At 44.5% G+C, this 18,915-nt stretch carries 17 protein-coding genes; 3 read left to right on the top strand and 14 right to left on the bottom strand.

Annotation, left to right across the window (positions count from 1 at the left end; genetic code table 11):
* Window positions 1-35 precede the first annotated feature (35 nt).
* Complete coding sequence (gene nth / locus VMW78_08705) at window positions 36-674, top strand: endonuclease III (GenBank protein ID HUV51082.1); 639 nt, start codon at window positions 36-38, stop codon at window positions 672-674.
* Here the strand turns inward: nth and thrS are convergent.
* Entirely contained in the window at window positions 661-2,577 is a 1,917-nt protein-coding gene (gene thrS / locus VMW78_08700) for a threonine--tRNA ligase (GenBank protein ID HUV51081.1), read from the bottom strand. The genes nth and thrS overlap by 14 nt on opposite strands.
* A gap of 153 nt (window positions 2,578-2,730) precedes the next feature.
* Here thrS and VMW78_08695 point away from each other — a divergent pair, with 153 nt between their 5' ends.
* Complete coding sequence (locus VMW78_08695; protein ID HUV51080.1) at window positions 2,731-3,879, top strand: HRDC domain-containing protein; 1,149 nt, start codon at window positions 2,731-2,733, stop codon at window positions 3,877-3,879.
* A gap of 6 nt (window positions 3,880-3,885) precedes the next feature.
* On the opposite strand, the gene VMW78_08690 is transcribed toward VMW78_08695, so the two are convergent.
* From VMW78_08690 to trpD, 6 genes are all read right to left on the bottom strand, one after another.
* Window positions 3,886-5,172: a DUF401 family protein gene (locus VMW78_08690; GenBank protein HUV51079.1), complete on the bottom strand. Its 1,287-nt coding sequence runs from the start codon at window positions 5,170-5,172 to the stop codon at window positions 3,886-3,888.
* A 25-nt stretch (window positions 5,173-5,197) separates the two neighbouring features.
* Window positions 5,198-6,004 carry a tryptophan synthase subunit alpha gene (gene trpA / locus VMW78_08685; protein HUV51078.1) on the bottom strand — a complete coding sequence of 269 codons (807 nt, stop codon included), beginning with the start codon at window positions 6,002-6,004 and terminating at the stop codon, window positions 5,198-5,200.
* Between the two features lie 130 nt (window positions 6,005-6,134).
* On the bottom strand, window positions 6,135-7,349 hold the full coding sequence (trpB, locus tag VMW78_08680) for a tryptophan synthase subunit beta (GenBank protein ID HUV51077.1): 1,215 nt from the start codon (window positions 7,347-7,349) through the stop codon (window positions 6,135-6,137).
* On the bottom strand, window positions 7,349-8,044 hold the full coding sequence (locus tag VMW78_08675; GenBank protein HUV51076.1) for a phosphoribosylanthranilate isomerase: 696 nt from the start codon (window positions 8,042-8,044) through the stop codon (window positions 7,349-7,351). Before VMW78_08675 ends, trpB begins: the two co-directional genes overlap by 1 nt.
* A gap of 37 nt (window positions 8,045-8,081) precedes the next feature.
* Window positions 8,082-8,876 carry an indole-3-glycerol phosphate synthase TrpC gene (gene trpC, locus VMW78_08670; protein ID HUV51075.1) on the bottom strand — a complete coding sequence of 265 codons (795 nt, stop codon included), beginning with the start codon at window positions 8,874-8,876 and terminating at the stop codon, window positions 8,082-8,084.
* A 119-nt stretch (window positions 8,877-8,995) separates the two neighbouring features.
* Window positions 8,996-10,012, bottom strand: coding sequence for an anthranilate phosphoribosyltransferase (gene trpD / locus VMW78_08665; protein ID HUV51074.1), 1,017 nt, complete (start codon window positions 10,010-10,012; stop codon window positions 8,996-8,998).
* Between the two features lie 445 nt (window positions 10,013-10,457).
* Between trpD and VMW78_08660 the strand changes: the two genes are divergently transcribed.
* A complete protein-coding gene (locus VMW78_08660; protein HUV51073.1) occupies window positions 10,458-10,745 on the top strand; it encodes a glycogen-binding domain-containing protein in 288 nt (95 codons plus the stop codon).
* A 281-nt stretch (window positions 10,746-11,026) separates the two neighbouring features.
* On the opposite strand, the gene VMW78_08655 is transcribed toward VMW78_08660, so the two are convergent.
* From VMW78_08655 to VMW78_08625, 7 genes are all read right to left on the bottom strand, one after another.
* On the bottom strand, window positions 11,027-11,548 hold the full coding sequence (locus tag VMW78_08655) for a (Fe-S)-binding protein (GenBank protein ID HUV51072.1): 522 nt from the start codon (window positions 11,546-11,548) through the stop codon (window positions 11,027-11,029).
* A gap of 58 nt (window positions 11,549-11,606) precedes the next feature.
* Window positions 11,607-12,395: a hypothetical protein gene (locus VMW78_08650; protein HUV51071.1), complete on the bottom strand. Its 789-nt coding sequence runs from the start codon at window positions 12,393-12,395 to the stop codon at window positions 11,607-11,609.
* Window positions 12,392-14,407: a PAS domain S-box protein gene (locus VMW78_08645; protein ID HUV51070.1), complete on the bottom strand. Its 2,016-nt coding sequence runs from the start codon at window positions 14,405-14,407 to the stop codon at window positions 12,392-12,394. Before VMW78_08645 ends, VMW78_08650 begins: the two co-directional genes overlap by 4 nt.
* Complete coding sequence (locus tag VMW78_08640) at window positions 14,404-14,757, bottom strand: hypothetical protein (GenBank protein ID HUV51069.1); 354 nt, start codon at window positions 14,755-14,757, stop codon at window positions 14,404-14,406. Before VMW78_08640 ends, VMW78_08645 begins: the two co-directional genes overlap by 4 nt.
* A gap of 998 nt (window positions 14,758-15,755) precedes the next feature.
* The gene (ligA, locus tag VMW78_08635; GenBank protein HUV51068.1) at window positions 15,756-17,774 is read right to left on the bottom strand and encodes an NAD-dependent DNA ligase LigA; all 2,019 of its coding nucleotides are present in this window, start codon (window positions 17,772-17,774) and stop codon (window positions 15,756-15,758) included.
* Window positions 17,775-17,804: 30 nt separating this feature from the next.
* Window positions 17,805-18,551 carry a nucleoside phosphorylase gene (locus VMW78_08630; protein HUV51067.1) on the bottom strand — a complete coding sequence of 249 codons (747 nt, stop codon included), beginning with the start codon at window positions 18,549-18,551 and terminating at the stop codon, window positions 17,805-17,807.
* Between the two features lie 23 nt (window positions 18,552-18,574).
* Window positions 18,575-18,829 carry a hypothetical protein gene (locus VMW78_08625; GenBank protein HUV51066.1) on the bottom strand — a complete coding sequence of 85 codons (255 nt, stop codon included), beginning with the start codon at window positions 18,827-18,829 and terminating at the stop codon, window positions 18,575-18,577.
* Window positions 18,830-18,915: the final 86 nt, after the last annotated feature.

Raw genomic sequence — 18,915 nt, 5'->3', positions numbered from 1 at the left:
AGCTAAACTGTTACAACTTTGATAAAGGGGACATAATGCAAGTTAAAGCTCGCGCAAAAAAGATACGCGAAATACTAAAAAGCGCGTATCCAAAAGTCAAGACTCATCTCAATCACAGGAACCCTTTTCAGCTTCTTGTGGCAACAATATTGTCAGCCCAGTGTACAGACAAGCAGGTAAATAATGTAACAAAAGATTTATTCAACAAGCTGACGACTCCATATGATTTTGTTGATGTATCGAATAAGACTGTTGAGGAATTAATCCATTCGACAGGTTTTTTCCGAAACAAGGCTGAAAATATCAAAAACTGTTCCGCGATCCTTATAGAAAAACACAATGGCATGGTGCCTGAAACCCTTGATGAACTTGTAAAACTGCCGGGCGTAGGACGTAAAACCGCCAATGTGGTTCTTGGCGCTGGATTTGGGATTCCGGGTATTGCCGTTGATACCCATGTTGCAAGGATTTCAAAAAGGCTCGGGCTGACGGAAAATAATGATCCAATAAAGATTGAGTTTGATCTAATGAAGATAATACCAAAAAAAGAGTGGAGCGACTTTTCTCTTCGTCTTATTTATTTTGGAAGAGCTGTCTGCAAGGCAAGAAACCCTGTTTGCCGGTCCTGTCCCATGCACGAACTATGCTTTTATCTTCCTGTCAAGACCAGATAATTTCCAGTTCCGGTTTTCTTTGACTAACATGCTCAAGAACTCTGTTTAAAAACTCCTCCATGGTGACCCCATATCTGACATTGCCATCCAGGGTTCTAACCGAAAGAGCGCCTGAGTCTTTTTCCTTTTTCCCAATAGTAAGTATAAGGGGAATTTTATTTACCTGGGCCTCACGAATCTTTTTGTTCAGGCTTTCCGTCCTGCTGTCTAATTCTGCGCGCAGTCCTGCTTGTGCAAGAGTTGTCATTACTTCGTTTGCATAAGGGATAAGGTCATCATTTATCGGCAGTATGATTACCTGCACCGGCGTCATCCATAATGGGAACTTCCCGGCAAAGTGTTCGATCAAAATACCGAAAAACCTCTCAATAGAACCAAAAATTACCCTGTGTATCATCAGGGGGCGATGTTTTTCATTGTTCTTTGCAATATACGACAGGTCGAATCTTTCAGGCAAGGCCATGTCCAGCTGTATGGTTCCGCACTGCCAGGTGCGGCCAAGGGCATCCTTAATGTGAATATCTATCTTTGGCCCGTAAAAAGCGCCGTCACCTTCATTTATTTTATAGTCCCTGCCGTAGATCTTGAGCGCGGACTTTAAGCCTTCCGTAGCAACCTCCCATTGTTTGTCCGTGCCGATAGATTTTTCAGGACGCGTTGAAAGCTCTATGTGAAAACCAAGCCCAAAGGTGCTGTAAATGCGTTCTACCAGTCTGAACACACCAAGGATTTCATCTTCGATCTGGTCCGGCATCATGAAAATGTGTGCGTCATCCTGATGAAAAGCCCTGACCCTGAACAGGCCTGATAAAACACCGCTTAATTCGTGCCGGTGAACAAGTCCGATTTCAGCGGCGCGGATCGGCAAATCTTTGTATGAGCTGGGTTTTGTGCCGTAAAAAAGCATCCCGCCCGGGCAGTTCATCGGTTTAATGGCATATTCTATTTCATCCACCACGGATGTATACATATTTTCGCGGTAGTTTTCCCAGTGGCCGCTTTTTTCCCACAGGCTGCGGGAAAGCATAACAGGAGTCTTTATCTCAACATAACCCGCGGCCCTGTGTTCCAGGCGCCAGTAATCTATCAGAGATCTCCATATAACAAGCCCTTTTGGGTGGAAAAAAGGCATTCCAGGCGCCTCGTCATGAAAACTGAAAAGATCCATTGCCACGCCGATTTTTCGATGGTTCCTCTTTTTTGCCTCTTCCAGAAAATCCAGATATGCCTTCAGCTCTTTTTTGCTGAAAAAGGCGGCGCCATAAATTCTCTGGAGTTGCTGCTTTGTCTGATCAGCGCGCCAGTAAGCGCCTGAAACCTTCATAAGCTTTACTGCCTTGACAAATCCTGCGTGAGGGATATGCGGGCCGCGGCATAAATCTGTAAAATCCCCCTGTTCATACAGGGATATTGTTCCATCTTCCAGCTCTGAAATCATTTCCAGTTTATATGGTTCATTTATATAAAAATCCATTGCTTTGGATTTTGACACCTCTTTTCTTTTAAATGGAACCTTTGCATTTATAATTTTTTTCATCTCAGCTTCAATTTTCGGGAAATCCTCTTCAGAAACCGGCTCCATGTCAATATCATAATAAAAACCGTTTTCCACAACAGGCCCTATTGTAAGCTTTGCTCCCGGGAAAATATGCAAAATCGCCTGAGCCATGACATGCGCCGCGCTGTGACGAAGAATATCCAGCGCTTCCGGCTCCTTGGTTGTAATAAATCTTACAGAAGCGTCGCGAGTAATCTTTGTGTTTAAATCAACAATCGCGGAATCCAGCTCCATGGCAACGCAGTTTCTTGCAAAATCTTCCGAAATGCTCATAGCCACATCAAAACCGGTGGGCATGTTGTCAAAGCCCTTTATATTCCCATCAGGAAATGTTATGTTCATTATAATATGCTCACAATAATATTTTTACTACAAAGAACGCGAAGATAAAAAAATCCTTCGTGCTTCGTGGCGGTTAATAATAAAAGCGGCTAACTTAATAATATTGAATAAGATATAGATACTTATGAAAATCAGCCCTGCAGGTCAAGGATAAAAATGAAAAATTGCGATGGTTTAAATTATCAAATAATAGACACAATATCAGGCCTGGAAGATATCACCCGATCCTTGAAAAATGAAAAAACCATTGCCGTTGATCTGGAAGCGGATTCAATGTTCCATTTTAAGGAAAAGGTATGTCTTATTCAGATAGCGGCAAAAAGAATAAATGTAGTCATAGACACTTTACAGATCAAAGACCTTTCTTTGCTTAAACCCTTTTTTGCGAATCGTGATATAAAAAAAATATTTCACGGAGCAGATTATGATGTTCGCTCTCTATATAGGGATTTTAACATAAAAATAAACAATCTGTTTGACACCCAGCTTGCATGCATGTTCCTTGGTATTAATGGAACAGGCCTTGATGCCGTTCTTCAGCAAAGGTTCAATGTAAAGCTTGATAAAAGATTTCAGAAAAAAGACTGGTCAAAAAGGCCCCTGCCGGATGAAATGATAAAATATGCTGCCTGCGATGCAATCCATCTTCTCCCCTTAGCCGCAATACTCGAAAAAGAGCTTGCTGAAAAAGGACGTCTTCCATGGGTATATGAAGAATGCGCAATTTTAAGCAAAGTAAGACCTCCTGCATTAAATAGCGACCCATTATATCTAAAGTTTAAAGGAGCAGGGAGGTTAAGCCGAAGACAGCTTGCTGTTCTTGAATATCTTCTCCAGTCTCGCCGAAAAATCGCAAAAAAGAAAGATAAGCCCCTGTTTAAGGTTTTCTCCAATAACTCAATGATAAAACTCGCTGAGGCACAACCGGTAAATCTGCAGCGATTAAAAAAGACAAATACATTAAGTGCCGGGCAAATCGACATGTATGGCAATGTCCTGGTAGAGGCAATAAATAAGGCTTTGAATATAACTGAAAACAAGCTTCCGGTTTATCCTCGCACCAAGGCTCCTTTTAAAAAACCTGAGGTTGTGGAACGGATAGAAAGTCTTACATCCTGGAGAGATAAAAAGGCTGAAATTCTTGAGATAAATCCTTCACTGGTGTTAACTAAAACAATGATAAACACTATTGCCGTCTCCAACCCGCTCGATAAAAGCGACATTGAAAGAATTAAGGAGCTGAAGAACTGGCAAAAAGAGGAATTCGGAGAAGATATAACCGGGGTTTTAAGAAAGGTAAAATAGACCGCGTCACAGCGCAAATGCTGTTTTATAGACCATAAACAAAAAAACCGTCCAAATTAGAACGAAAATCATGGGCTTTATAAGCAGCTTGTAGGTTCCGGCCAGGTCCGCATGAAAGTAGTCGTTACTCACAAGAAGACACAGATGAACAGGGCTCATCATCATCCCCATATAACCAAAGCCATAGGCAAGAGTAGAGTAGGCAAGCATCTCAGCGCCCTGAATCTGCCCGTGAAGAAGAACAATGATAAGGGGGTAGGAGCTGCCGACAAATCCGATGGCAATCCCCATAACCAGGCCGGAGATAAATGGCAGAGCAGCCACCACAAAAACCGTGGGTATGTGATAATAGATCAGCTCCTCCTGGATTTTGCCGATCATGTGGGTCTCTATCAATACACCTTTAAATGCCATTATTCCCAATATGATCAAGGCCATGTCGAGTGTAAATCGATGGAATAAGGCCTTCTTTACAAGCAGAGTCGGCAGATTATTTGTCTTTATTACCCAACCCTGGGCCAAAATAAGACCTGTCAGGAAATTAAGATATTTGGGCCAGGCAAACGGGAGGCCTATATAGTCTATTATAAAGTCAAGGCCGAACATGGCGAGGATGACCAATCCAAAAGGGATGATCTCATAAAGAAATCTTTGGACATCTTTGCGTGACGGGGTTGTGCTTGATCTTTTCTTTGGACAAGCCGACAAAAGAAAGATGTTGCCGCTGACCAACACGCCGAGACACAAAGGAAATTGTGCTGCAATAAGCTGCCAGGGCTTTACGTTTAAAAGGCTTATTGCAAGAATCATCCCTGGATATAATGGCCACCAATACTCCCAAATGTGTCTGAACCAGTAGTTTATCGCTGTTTTAAGTTCAGCCGACAGCCCGCTTCCCGAGGCGCTTGATTCCACCATGGGCGCTGAAAAAAGGGCGCCCCCTGGCATTGGAAGAAGCCCGATTATAGCGGGCAAACTGGCCAAAGTAAAACGATTGCCAAAAGATATAGCCTTGAAGGTATCGACAATACGCTCCATCTGCCGACCTTCCTTAAGAAGATGGCTTAAGACGATAATCTCCACTATAATTACGGCCAGCCACAGACTTTCACCGGCTAAGGACTTGACAAGAACAAGACGAGCCGTTTCAACAGGCCCTTGCCCCATCCAGAGCCCTGCCGCAGCAGCAGCGGAAAAGAGGCAGATATAAAGAGATATCTTGCATCTGCTGAGAACAAGGATAAAGACAAAAATCGCTATAATTTTGACAAGCGCTGGAAGTTGGAGAAGCATCGGGCAATCCACGGGGCTTGAGCTATTAAGATGTTACAATTCTTGTCGCTTTTTTAAACTCGGCCACCTTGTTTGCAAGGACCGAGACAATATCGGGATTATCAAGGTTATCTTCGATTAGACGTTCAAAAGCGCTTCCGATCACCACGCCATCTGCAACCGAAGCAATGGCAGCCACATCATCAGCCGTGGAAATCCCGAAACCAACGCAGATGGGCAGCTTTGTCGCCGAGCGAAGCGATCCAATTTTATCCTTTATATCCTCTGTGTCCAGACCTTCGCTTCCGGTAACTCCAGTTTTGGAAACAAGGTATATAAATCCTGATGCAGATTGCGCAATTTGAATCATCCGTTCTAACGGAGTTGTCGGCGCAACAAGGCGGATTAAGGCAAGCTCATTTCCTGGCCATTGCGAGGTCATTTCATCAGACTCCTCAGGCGGAAGATCAACCACCAGCGCTCCATCTGCTCCTGCCGCCAGCGCGTCTTTGTAAAAGGCTTTAGCTCCGTATGCGTAAACAGGATTGTAATAACTGAAAAGGATAATCGGTATGGATGTCTCTTTCCTCAGCCTGCCGGTCATTTCAAGAACAGCTCTAAGATTTATTCCCTGTTTTAGAGCTCTTGCCGAGGACCGCTGAATAGCAGGCCCGTCAGCCGTGGGATCGGAAAAAGAGATTCCAAGTTCTAAAATATCCAGGCCGCTTTTGCACATGGCTTTAATTATGCTGAAAGAATCCGAGATGTTTGGATCGCCTGCGGTAATAAATCCAACCAGAGCCTTTTCTTTTTTTTGTCTTAAATCTTCAAAGGTTTTATCAATGCGATTCATTATCCTTTAATCTCCTTGTCAAGTTATTATCAGCTTAGTTCGCTTTGCTCACAATTGGAATACTGATCGAACTTGCGATAGCTCCAATAAATATCTATAAGTTCAATAAGTTGTAGAATTTCCGAGATATTTAATTATAGGCGGAAACAATGTCGAGATCCTTATCCCCTCTTCCAGATAGATTTACCAGTATAATCTCGTTTTTCGGCCTGCGAGACGCTTCAATCATGGCCCAGGCAACAGCATGCGAACTTTCCAGGGCAGGGATAATCCCCTCCAGAACGCAAAGACTATTAAATGCTTCTAAGGCCTGATGATCATCTATGGAAACATATTGCACCCTGTTTAAATCCTTTAACAGGGAATGTTCAGGCCCCACTCCGGGATAATCCAGCCCTGCTGAGATCGAATGGGCCTCCTGAATCTGTCCGTTTTCATCCTGCAGCACATAAGACTTGGAACCATGCAAAACCCCTATTGAACCTTCTCCAAGGGTTGCCGCATGTTTTTTTGTTTCAATTCCCCTGCCTGCCGCTTCAACCCCCACCATTTCAACAGGATCTGCCATAAATGCATGGAAAAGTCCCATTGCATTGCTTCCTCCTCCGACACAGGCAATCAGTACATCTGGAAGACCTCCGGTATGTTCGAGTATCTGCCGCCTTGCTTCATCTCCGATAACTTTCTGAAATTCCCGGACCATTACCGGATAAGGGTGGGGTCCCGCAACCGATCCTATTACATAAAAGGTATCGCGAACCGCCCCTACCCAGAAGCGCATCGCCTCATTCATTGCATCCTTAAGTGTCATAGTTCCTGAGGTAACCGGAACTACCTGGGCGCCGAGCAGTTTCATGCGCTGAACATTTGGGGCTTGCCTCCGGATGTCTTCCCTTCCCATAAAGATACGGCACTCCATTCCAAAGAGAGCCGCCGCTGTTGCCGTTGCCACACCATGCTGCCCCGCCCCTGTTTCAGCAATAAGTTTAGTTTTGCCCATTCGGTGTGCAAGAAGCGCCTGCCCCAGGGTGTTGTTGATCTTATGAGCTCCTGTATGAGCCAGATCTTCCCGCTTCAGATAAATGAATGCTCCATCAAGGTGTTCACTCAGTCTTTTTGCATAAAACAGAGGGGTCGGCCTGCCCGCGTAATCTTGCAATAATCTCTTGAATTCAGACTGAAAAGATGGATCAGGCACAATCGTATTATAAGCCTCGTCCAGCTCCAGTAGGGCAGGCATCAGGGTTTCGCCGACATAACGCCCGCCATAAATGCCGAAATGGCCTTTGGAATCAGGAAATTTGTCTTGATTATATTTGTTATTAACCGCTTTGTTATTATCCATTAAAAAATCCTCCTAATCTTTTTACCAGGCTCTCTATCAAAATTGCATCGTGCAAGAGCGTCGATAAAGGATTTAACTTTGTGGAAATCCTTTCTTCCAGGTGATGATTCAACTCCCGAACTTACATCCACGGCATCCGGCGCACTCTCGGTTACGGCGCGACAGATATTTTCGGGCGCAAGTCCCCCTGCCAGGATAAAAGGGTGTTGTTTGCCGAAACCGTATGCTTTCTCCCAATCCCATTGAAGCGCATTGCCGCCAGGAAGTATGCCTTTGCCGCATTCAACAAGATATGCGGATGCCCGATAATTTTCGGCCTCCTCAAACGAGGGTCTGCCTTCGGCAAACAAGGCTTTAATCACAAGAATATTTTCTTGAACAAGCCGACTGACCAGCTCAGGTGATTCGCTGCCGTGGAGTTGAACATAATCCAGACAGCAATAATTTACTTTTTGCATTATATTGTCAAATGTTTCGTTCACAAACACACCTACTTTTTTCACCCTGCCGGATAAAGCCTCAAATATTTTTTTTGCCTGGTCTTCGGTTACATGCCTCGGGCTTTTGGGAAAAAAGACACATCCAATTGCATCAACTCCAAGCGCCGCGCATTCCAATGCTTCTTCAACGCGTGTCAAGCCGCATACCTTAACCTGAGGTTTGCTGTTATTTTCTATTTTTTTTCTTAAGTTCATTGTTGATAAAACCAATTTAATCTTTCACCACAGAGCGCTACTTTCCCCCCATGAGAGATTTGAGAAAAGCATGCCGGTTTTTTGCCCGCATGAGGCTTTCCCCGATTAGAAAGTTCCAGATTCCAGCTTTCTGTATTTTTTCTATATCTTCGCGCGTCATGATTCCGCTTGCAGCCACAGCAACCTGATCCGGCTTGAGAAGGGATGCCATGTTAATTGTCGTATTGATATCGGTTTTAAATGTGCTCAGGTCACGATTATTAATCCCGATCAGCCGCGCCCCAGCCATGGTGGCGACCTCCATATCCTTTTCCGAATGAATTTCAACAAGGGCATCCATATTTAGTTCATTACAGAGATTGAGATAATCTTTAAGCTGATCCGGCGAAAGAATACGGGCAATAAGAAGAACCGCATCCGCGCCTATCATCGCAGATTCATAAATCTGGTATGTAGAGATCAAAAAGTCTTTTCGAAGAACCGGTATGGCTACGGCTTGCCGCGCTGTTTTAAAGTCTTTTATGCTGCCCTTAAAATAAGACGTGTCTGTAAGAACCGACAGGGCTGCGGCCCCTCCACGCTCATATTCAGAAGCATATATGGCGGGGTTGACATCTCTGCATATTTCTCCTTTGGAAGGAGATGCCCGTTTGATTTCAGCAATAATATTTATTCCCGAAGGTCCGGGCTCCTCAAGTTTTTTTAAAAACATGCGCCTTTTTTGAGCCAGAGCCGCTTTATCACGGACCAGGCTTTCCGGTAAATTCTTTTTTGCCGCAGCAATTTCCTCTTTTTTATGTTCAACAATTTTTGTCAGAAAATCGGTTTGCATCTTTATATGTTCCTAAGAGCCTTCAGCCTGTCCACCCGAGTGGTTACAACTTTAGTTTCTTTAATCTTTGTTATATTTCGTGCTTTCTGTCTTTCGTGTTTTTATGATTTATTTTATCATTATCCATTTTCCTGGGTATATCTTGCCAGTCTTTCAAGTTTTTCCGCAGCAGCCCCGCTATCAATGGAGGTTTCGGCGAGACTGATACCTTCTTTAAAATCTTTGGCTTTTCCGGCAGCAACAAGAGCAGCTGAAGCATTCAGCAAAACCACATCCCTTTTCGGACCCTTTTCGCCGGCAAGGATTCTTCGAGTTATGCCGGCATTTTCTTCAGAGTCTCCTCCTGCAAGATCTTCCGGGTTTGCTTTGCTTCCGAAAAAATCTTCAGGGGTTATGTCATAGGTACGGATAAGATCATCTTTAAGCTCGGAAATGCGGGTTGGCGCGCAAACCGAGATTTCATCCAGCCCATCATGACCGTGCACGATAAATGCCCTCTTTGCGCCCAGCAACCGAAGGGCCTGCGCAAACATTTCAGTTAGTTCAGGCGCATACACGCCAAGTAGCTGGCAATTGGCTCCCGCTGGATTTGTCAGGGGCCCAAGCATGTTGAAAATGCTGCGTATTCCAATCTCCTTTCTTGCTTTGGCTGCATATCGCATTGCCCCGTGATAAAGGGGAGCATAAAGAAAGCCAATGCCGATCTCTTCGATGGCCTCTTCCACTATTTCCGGATTTATATCCAGCTTTACTCCCATTGCTTCAAGAAGATCCGCGCTCCCGCATTTGCTTGAAACAGAGCGGTTTCCATGCTTGGCCACAGTTACTCCGCAGCCCGCGACTATAAAAGCGGTTGTGGTTGAAATATTAAAGGTTTGAGCAGCGTCTCCGCCCGTGCCGCATGTGTCCACAACAGTCCGGGAAGATACTTGAATGCGCAGGGCCTTTCTTCGCATGGCCTTTGCTGCTCCGGCCAGCTCCTCAAATGTTTCGCCCTTTGTGGCAAGAGCCGCCATAAATGCTCCGATCTGCGCATCGGTTATGCTGCCCGAAAAGATTTCAGTAATCATTTCAGACATTTCATTCCCGCTTAAATTTTTCCTGTGGACGATTTTATTTAGATTTTCCCGAAACATAGCTCTTATTCTCCTTTTTGTAACAGTTCAGCTTTGATGAATTCGTAAAAAGTCCCTCTGGCCTGTCATTTCGAGTAAAACGAGGAATCTTTATTCTGCAACCTATTGAAAAGATAAGATTTCTCCCTGCGGTCGAAATGACACATTCGATGAATCCGACTTTTTACGAATGCATCAGATTTAAGCCTAATAAAATAACTTAACTTTAGCTCACTTGCAATTTATAATTATTATCATAGCAAGATATTTCTTGCAATATATGAACAATCAATGGGCAAAAGTAGAGTTGACAGTATGCCCTAAATGGTGTATTTTATCTAAATATTAAAGAATTGAAGGCTTTTCAAAAGGCTTAATGCCTGAATACTGGATACACACAACAGAGACAACTTGTATTCAAAGTTGCCTTGTGGCTTATATGATACCCTAACAAAGGAGGTTTTGTATGGCTAAGACAACAAAAGCAAAAATTAAGAAAAAAAGAATCACATTTACATTGAACAATCCAGATGCAGAAGAAGTCGTCTTAATGGGAGATTTTAACAATTGGAATAATAAAGAATATCGGATGAAGAAGTATGAAGGTGGAGTCTGGAAAAAAATGGTTATGCTTACTCCAGGGAAATGTGAATACAAATTCTTGGTTGACGGGCAGTGGATACTTGATCCCAATAACGACCATAAGTGTTCAAACTGCTTTGGCACCTATAATAATATTCTGGTTATTCCCTAAAATATAGTATGGCTGATTTTTCTTGCGGGAATTTTCAAAGTTGCTTTTACAAAATTGTTAAAGTCTGCTGCTATTTCTCTGTTATTCTTCAGAGTTTTTTTTGAGGATGGTTGACAACTCAGGTGAAACAGACTGTAAATGCAAATCCCGCTGAATGAAATTCATTTTTAATCTCTTTGGGTCTAATTCCCCGAAGCTTGCTTCGTTTCTGTCATTTCATGTCAAGCACGGAATGACAAAACATGTTATCCTTTAGATACCCCGTAGCTTGGCGGGGAGGTTCATTCAAAATCAAACTGAGATAAATATTCCATAAGCCTTTTTCTATTTTCAGCCACCAAGATTGGACAGTCATTTTCATCTTTTGCGCCTTCAGCTACACGCGTGGCAAATACCAAACAAGTAGCTTCTCTGCACTCCCTGCAATTGGTTTTTGGCAAAAGTTTCAATATTTCCAGAATGACCGGTTTAGAAGCACTTTTATAGCTTGGTTCAATTTCATCATGTCTATCCCATACATCGTTAATCTCACGTTGAAGCCAGGAAAGGATTTTATCTGCTTCTGATTCATCCTTGAGAGCGTTGATTGCTATTTTTTTGGGATGAACGGTGATTAACTTACCATGGACTTTAAAAGTTACGGATGGTGGATCTAGTGTATAAGAATCTCCGCCCAATTCTGCATTGAGAAAAGGCAATACTTTTTTGATATCTTCATCAAGATGGGCATAACAGCGGATCGATTTAGCATCCGGCATGTATTTTGGTCTAAATATTTCTTTAGTGTATGTCTTCAGCAACATGGTTCCACACCCTCCAGCTCGTGTTGAGAACACAACATGCTTGTTTGCTATTTTATGTTCAATATATTTTTAGCTTCTTTAAAGCTGATCGTCTCCCCGGCGGCTGTCTGCGACCTCCCTTTGACTCCTTTTTGAGCGACAGGCGCGGCTCGCCGCCACCGCGTGGGAGAATACTCTTGTCCTCCGAAGCGACCCATACAAAACGTGACTGCGATTTACTCCCCTTGTAGGCGGAAACCCGGAAACGGCGCACATGGAAGCCGCAACCAATCAAGAGCCGCTCAAATTTCTTGCTCGGCTCAGCCGACCATACAGCCAGGCACCCCTGTTCGCGTAGCGCGCGGCGACAGGCTTGAATTCCTTCAAGACCGTACAGACGGCGGTTTCCTGAATCGGTCATCGCGCTTGGACCATTATCGATATCCAGAAGGATCGCATCGAATCTGCTCTTGGAACGTGAGATAAGCTTGACGATATCGCCCGTCTTGAGGTCAACTCGTTCGTCCCCCATCGGCCGGCCGTTGAGTTCCCCGAAGAACTCACGATTCCATTCGACCACAGCACCCAACAGTTCACCCACCACCACCCGCGCGTGGGGGCTGAGCATATCGAGAGACTGGCGCAAGGTATATCCCATACCCAAGCCTCCGATAAGTATGCTGGGCGCCTTGCGACCAGCCAGATGCGCACAACCCAGCCGCGCCAGCTCCAGTTCCGACTCATGCTGGCGACTGTGCATCAAATCCTGACCGTTGATCTTGATCAAGAAATCACAGCCATGTTGATAAAGCACCATTTCCCCTCCGTCCGGGGTCCGGGCTGTAGCTATTCTTGTTCTCGGTTTCATGGTGGCATCCTGTTGGTAACAAGCGGCGGCAGACAGACAGGAGCACCTCCGGACACCTCCTTCAATTTTTCAGCCAATGTTGAAATCAAAAACGGTTTCCGAATAAAAGCTTGAGCACCGGCGTCAAGGATCTTCTGGGCGGGGCCATCTATGCCATAGCCGCTGCACACGATCACCTTCAGATTCGGCCTTGCTTCCATGATAAGGGGATAAACCCTGCCGCCCTCCATATCAGGCAGTTTTATATCCAGGAGAGCAATGTCGATATTCCCATCAAACGTTTTGGCAATCTCAACAGCCTCTCCCCCGGTACTGGCCTCAAGCACACGATAACCGAGTCTCTCCAGTATCTCTCCTAACAGTTTCACCAAAGGCTCTTGGTCTTCAATAACCAGGACTGTACCCTCAACCCCCGGCAGGTTAATCGCAGGCACAGGAACGATCCTTTCCTCTGCATCTTCTTCAATCTCTTCCCCGGTCTCTAAAGCAGGCAGGTATATTTTGACTGCCGTCCCTTTGCCAGGTTCCGAGTCCACCAAGACAATGCCACCGTGGTTCGTGACAATGCCGTAAACAGATGCCATCCCAAGTCCCCGGCCGATAAAATGGGTGGTAAAAAAAGGCTCGAATATCCTGCTTCTTGTTTCTTTGTCCATTCCCTTTCCATCATCTTCTATCGAAAGGCAGACATAACGATCTGGCTTCAGACCGGGATAATCCTTAATAGAGTCCTGGCCGACCTCCATGTTTTTAGTGGTAATCCTGATACGACCCTGATCCTCTATAGCCTCGTTTGCGTTAGCCATTATGGCCAGCAGCACCATCTGCATCTGGGTGCGATCCGCCTCTACGTTTAGAATATCCGGCGGCAAATCCGTTTCCACGCGGATATTTGGTCCAAGGGTATGCTGGATCAGGGGCAGTGTGCCTTCTATATATTCACTCAACAGTATGGTTTGAGGATTATATCTACCTCCCAGGGCATAGGCCAACAACTGGCTGGTCAGGACCGCCATCTGATCGGCGCATTTCTTCATCGGCCTGACATAATCCATTATCATCTCATTGCCAGGGAACTTTATTTCAAGCAGCCCGGTGTAACCCGTGATAGAACACAGGGCGTTGTTGAACTGGTGTGCAATACCTCCGGCTAAAGTAGCGATAGCCTCCATCTTCTGGCTTTGATGTAACCGGCGCTGAAGTCTCTTTTGCTCTGTTATATCGGATATGCTAACTCTAAAACCGGTTGTTTGCCCCATCTTGTGCATAAGGGCTGCGTGTACCAGGGTAAATATTTCTGACCCATCCTTCCTCAGCATCCGGTATTCCATGGGGCCAATGTCTACTCCTTTCACAATCTGCTCAATACGTCGGATTGCGTCTTCTCTATCATCAGGGTGCAAAAGGTCTATTCCGTTTATACCCGCGTCGAGTTCCTCTTGAGTATAACCAAATGTCTGAAACCCCAGATTGTTGCTGTAGGTTATGCAAAAGCTGGTATCCATCTCGCAAATGACGGTTGGCAATAGTTCCGCCATTTCTCTGAATCGGCTTTCACTCTCCAGAAGGCCATCCTCTGCCCGATTGCGATCTTCTATTTCCCGTTTCAGTTGCTCGTTGGCTTTAACCAGTTCAGCAGTACGTCCAGATATTACTTGTTTCAGTTCGTTATGATACTCAGAGAGATAATCTGTGATGGTTGCCGAGGTAACGACGCCGATAAATTCATCGCCTTTAAACACTGGCAATACGGAATCCCGAGTCTCCTTCATCACCATTAAAACCAATTCGACGTCCTGATCATGGTCCACACAAGGCATGTCGTGTACGCAGTCGATTACCAGTTGGTGGGGCGATTTAATGATATCAGAAGGTGTAAGGATCCCCAAAAATGAATCCCCGTCCAACACGACCAGAAACGAATTATCCCCCAGACGCTTCTCAATAGACTCGATTCCTGCGTAAGGACCTGCTCTTTGAAACATTTTTTCAAGCAGATGCTTTACTTTCATTTTATCTCCTTCAGCACTCCTTCTATCCCATCAAAATAGATCATTACATTGAAATCTACCTTTACAATTTCGCCATTTGTCATCAAAGGAAAGACTTTAGCCTTCAGTATTTTGATGACTTTTTCCACCGGCATGCGTTTGATGATTACTTTGTTTATCAGCATCGCCTCAACAACTGGATCATCAATTTCAACCAATTCAAACTTTTCCGGCGCTATCAGGTTCAAGCATTTTGAAACACCTGCCTTGCCTTGCGGACACCTTCTGCCAAGCAAGAGTATATCCTCAAATGGTGGAAACCTTATCCCTTCAAAGCTGAGTGAGACATTAAACCGTGAACTTTCTTTCATTAAAAACCTCCTGTGTTAGTAAAGACTTTCAGTTGAAATTAGCATGAGGACAGGTCTTGAACTTGCTACAGGGAATCTTCAATTTACCGGATCCCGGCTTGTCTGCCACAGGCACGACTGCATTTTATCCCGTAGATTCCAGCCTTCGCCTACCGCGACAGTGCGCGAACACGACGGGCGGGAATGACTGGAAAGAGAACTTTTAGACTTTTTACGAATTTATCAAAAGCAATAAATTTTATGAAAGCAACCAATAAAAATCTTACATCGGCAGTGGAAAAGCTTAATTATAGACCAAGAAATTGCCTCGACTACCAGACACCACATGAACCCTGCTGCCAGGCATTGCGCTCGCAACTTGAATTTACCTCATCGGACAACACTGGGCATTTATTTCTTCTTTTCTTTTTTCAATTTTCGTTTTTCCTTTGGATTAAGCTGGGCCTTTTTCTGTTGTTCCTTTCTGCCTTTGTCTTTTTTTCCCTTTTCACCCATATCTGTTTCTCCTTGTTTGAAAGTAAATTGCGCCTGACTGTGGCGGCGAAACCCCGTGTCGGTCGTAAATGGTAGCAGATGAGATCGTTTGGAATCATTGCCAAACGTCTCCACCATGCCCGGAACTTCATTTAAGACACTTCAGCGATTTAGTCAACTGGATTCGAAACAGACTGGCACGGTTTGTCGGCAATGTACCGCCTTATGACCTGTACTTCTCAAAACATAATACTGAAAAGCCACATCATAACAGTACACGTCCTTCATGCCCGTTGAACTCTTGACATCACAGATCTACCATCTTTTTTTACCTTTATGAGAAGAAATATCTACCTTGCGGAAAGCTCCTTTGTAGCCGAATGCTGCTTCGTATATAGTGGCAGTTCCTTTTTTTGATCTCTGATTGGGTTTGTTTGATCTGATCGGACAGGGAGAGTTCCTCATAAGGTATTTCCACACCTCCGGGAAATAATCTGTGGTTAGAATAGGAGAAACATATAACCTCACATGCTTAACATCTTCAGAAGGGTTGCCTGATCAATAATCTCAACGCCAAGATCCTTTGCCAGGCTTAACTTGGATCCCGGAGAGCTTCCGGCCACCAGGTAATCCGTGTTTCTGCTCACAGAACCGCTTACTCTTCCACCTGCGGCCTCGATCATTTCTTTTGTCTGATCCCTTGTCAAATCTTCAAGCGTACCTGTTAAAACAAACACTTTATTTTCAAGGGTTCTCTCTTTTTCGTGGGCATGGAAGAGGATACATACATTGCTGTCAAGAATACGGTTTATTACCTCACGATTTGTATTGTGTTTGAAAAAATTGACGACACTTTCAGCAATCACAGAGCCCGCTCCTTCAACCGACTCTATCTGCTCTTTTGTTGCAGCTAAAAGATTATCCAGGTTTTTAAATTCTTCTGCAAGTATTTTAGCCACATGTTCGCCCACATGCCGGATTCCAAGCGCGTAAAGGAAGCAATTGAATTTAATGTTTTTGCTTTTTTCAATTGCGCGAATAAGCTTTCCCGCAGATTTTGCTGCCATGCGTTCCATGCCTTCAATACTGACTGCGTTTAGATGAAAAATATCGGCATACGAGGCAAGCAGGCCCTTGTCCACCAACTGCTCAACAAGTTTGTCCCCCAACCCATCTATATCAAAAGCCCCTTTTGATGAAAAATGCTTGATGCGCTCTTTAAGCTGCGCAAGACATGTTGCATTTATACACCTGGTAGCGGTTTCACCTTTAGCACGGATAACTGCTGAACCACAAACAGGGCAGTTTAGCGGCATATGAAAGATTTTCTCTAAACCGGTGCGCTTTGATTCAATCACCTTAACAACTTCCGGGATCACATCCCCTGCCCGCTGGACAAGAACCGTATCCCCTATCCTGATATCCTTTCGCTCAATCTCATCCTCATTATGAAGTGTCGCACGCCTGACCATGGCTCCGCCGACATTAACCGGCTGGAGATGCGCAACCGGCGTCAGCACACCTGTCCTGCCGACCTGCACATCAATATTCAGCACACAGGTGGTCTCCTGCATTGCCTTAAACTTATACGCTATTGCCCACCTGGGGCTTCGGGATGTCGTGGCCAGCTTTGTTTGCAAAGAAAGGTTGTCAACCTTTATCACCATGCCGTCGATATCATACGGCAAACGATGCCTCTTGTCCTCAAGCACCTTGTAATAGTCAAGTGCCTCTTCTATTGTAACCTCGCCCCTGATAAGGGGATTAATCCTCAATCCAAGTTCCTGCAATGCCTGAAGCGTTTCCCGTTGTGATTTTAACTCTAAATCTGTAAATTCACCCACACCATAGAAAAAAATTTCCAGCGGACGCTTTGCGGTTATACTTGAATCGAGCTGTCTTAAAGATCCGGCAGCGGCATTTCTCGGATTTGCAAATAAAGGCAGGTTTTGGTTGAGCTGCTCTTCATTCAGGCTTCTGAATCCCTCATGACTGATAAATACCTCCCCTCTTACCTCAAGGCGCAGCGGCATATTCCGCTTTCCTGTATCCTGAAGCAAAAGAGGCACAGATCGTATGGTTCTGACATTTGTTGTTATCACCTCACCGTTAATGCCGTCGCCACGGGTAGATGCAACAATCAGTTTACCATTTTCATATACAAGTTCCACGGCAAGGCCGTCCAGCTTGGGCTCTACGGTATAAAGTATTTTATCGTCAATCTCTAAAATTTTCCTGACGCGACGATCAAAATCAATTATATTTGAATCAGCAAATGCGTTTCCAAGGCTTAACATGGGAATGGAATGGGCAATAGTTTTAAACCGGCTCAATGGCGGCGCACCGACCCGTGAGGTAGGAGAATCCGGATCATAAAGTTCAGGCCATACTTCTTCAAGCGCTGTCAATTCCAGCATCATCCTGTCATATTCCGCATCAGATACTTCAGGATTGTCCAAAACATAATACAGGTAATTATGCCTGTGAAGCGCTTTTCTTAACGCGTTAACCTTATCAACTATGTCCGCATCAATGTCTTTCATTGTTTGTTTTATTGGCTTTAGCTGTAAGACTTATATTGTTTTCCTGAGACACATGCTGCTTATTGCTTCGCATACATCCCCGCGGCTTTTTTTAAAACATTGCCTGCTAAATCCGGCTACATGTTTAGAGGTTGATATTTCATCGGAAACAACAAGAACCGCTCCGACCTCAACTTCCCGAAAGCTTCCCACAGTAAAAAAAGCTGATAGCTCCATATCAACCGCCAATGCATCCTTGCCTTGATAATACTTAACCTTTTCGCAGGTCTCCCTGTAAACAGCGTCGGTAGACCAGACAAGGCCTGTGTGAAAACAGATGCCCCTTTGACTTAAAGCTTCCTTTATTTTTTCGGTTATATGGCCCTGCGGCCTGGCACAAAAGTTCTCCCCCTTATTATAGTGTCTTGACGTTCCTTCATCAATAATAGCGCCTGTTGGAATAATAATGTCTCCGATCTTGACATCAGGGGAAACCGCTCCGCACCAACCAACAAACAAAATTTTTAGCGCGCCCCAGGCAATTAATGTTTCAAGAATCATTGCCGCATATGGAGCGCCGATAAACGGGCCCACAAGCGCAAAGTTTTCAGTTTGCCCGTCATCGACATATAACCTGCTCATAAACAGCTTTATGAAACGATCTTTTTGTAAATTCTTCTTGCCGCAAAACATACGCATATCAGATTCACTGGCTACCATCACGGCATAATCACCAAGTTGCGGAGATTTTTTTCCTCTTACAGGCCTGACAATTGCGCCATCTTTGGTCATGGGCATATATATCACTCAATCCAGAGCAATTATTCCGGCTGTGCCAGCCGGGTGAGCTCATCCTTTAATTCATCAATAATTTCATAAAACCACATCAAATCTTCAATGGCAAGGCGCCCGGCCTTGACAGGCGCCCTCTCCGAACCATCCTGTTTTTTCAGTATTCTTGGGCCTATCTGAAGTTTCGGCTGGCCGTTGCCATACTGGTTGATAGAAACAACAAGTCCTGTGTCTTCGCATTGCCACTTCTTTAAAATCTTATCCTTATCAGGATCAAAAGCCATAATATTCTCCTTTTATAAACTAAAAATTGTGTGTCAATTTAGCCCGTTGAAACAAATCGATTTTAAACGAGCTTCAGTTATGATTA

The sequence above is a fragment of the Anaerolineae bacterium genome (assembly GCA_035529315.1).
Taxonomy (GTDB): domain Bacteria; phylum Desulfobacterota; class Desulfobacteria; order Desulfobacterales; family ETH-SRB1; genus Desulfaltia.
The sequence above is the reverse complement of the archived record's forward strand: the minus strand, read 5'-3'. Positions and strand labels throughout refer to the sequence as shown.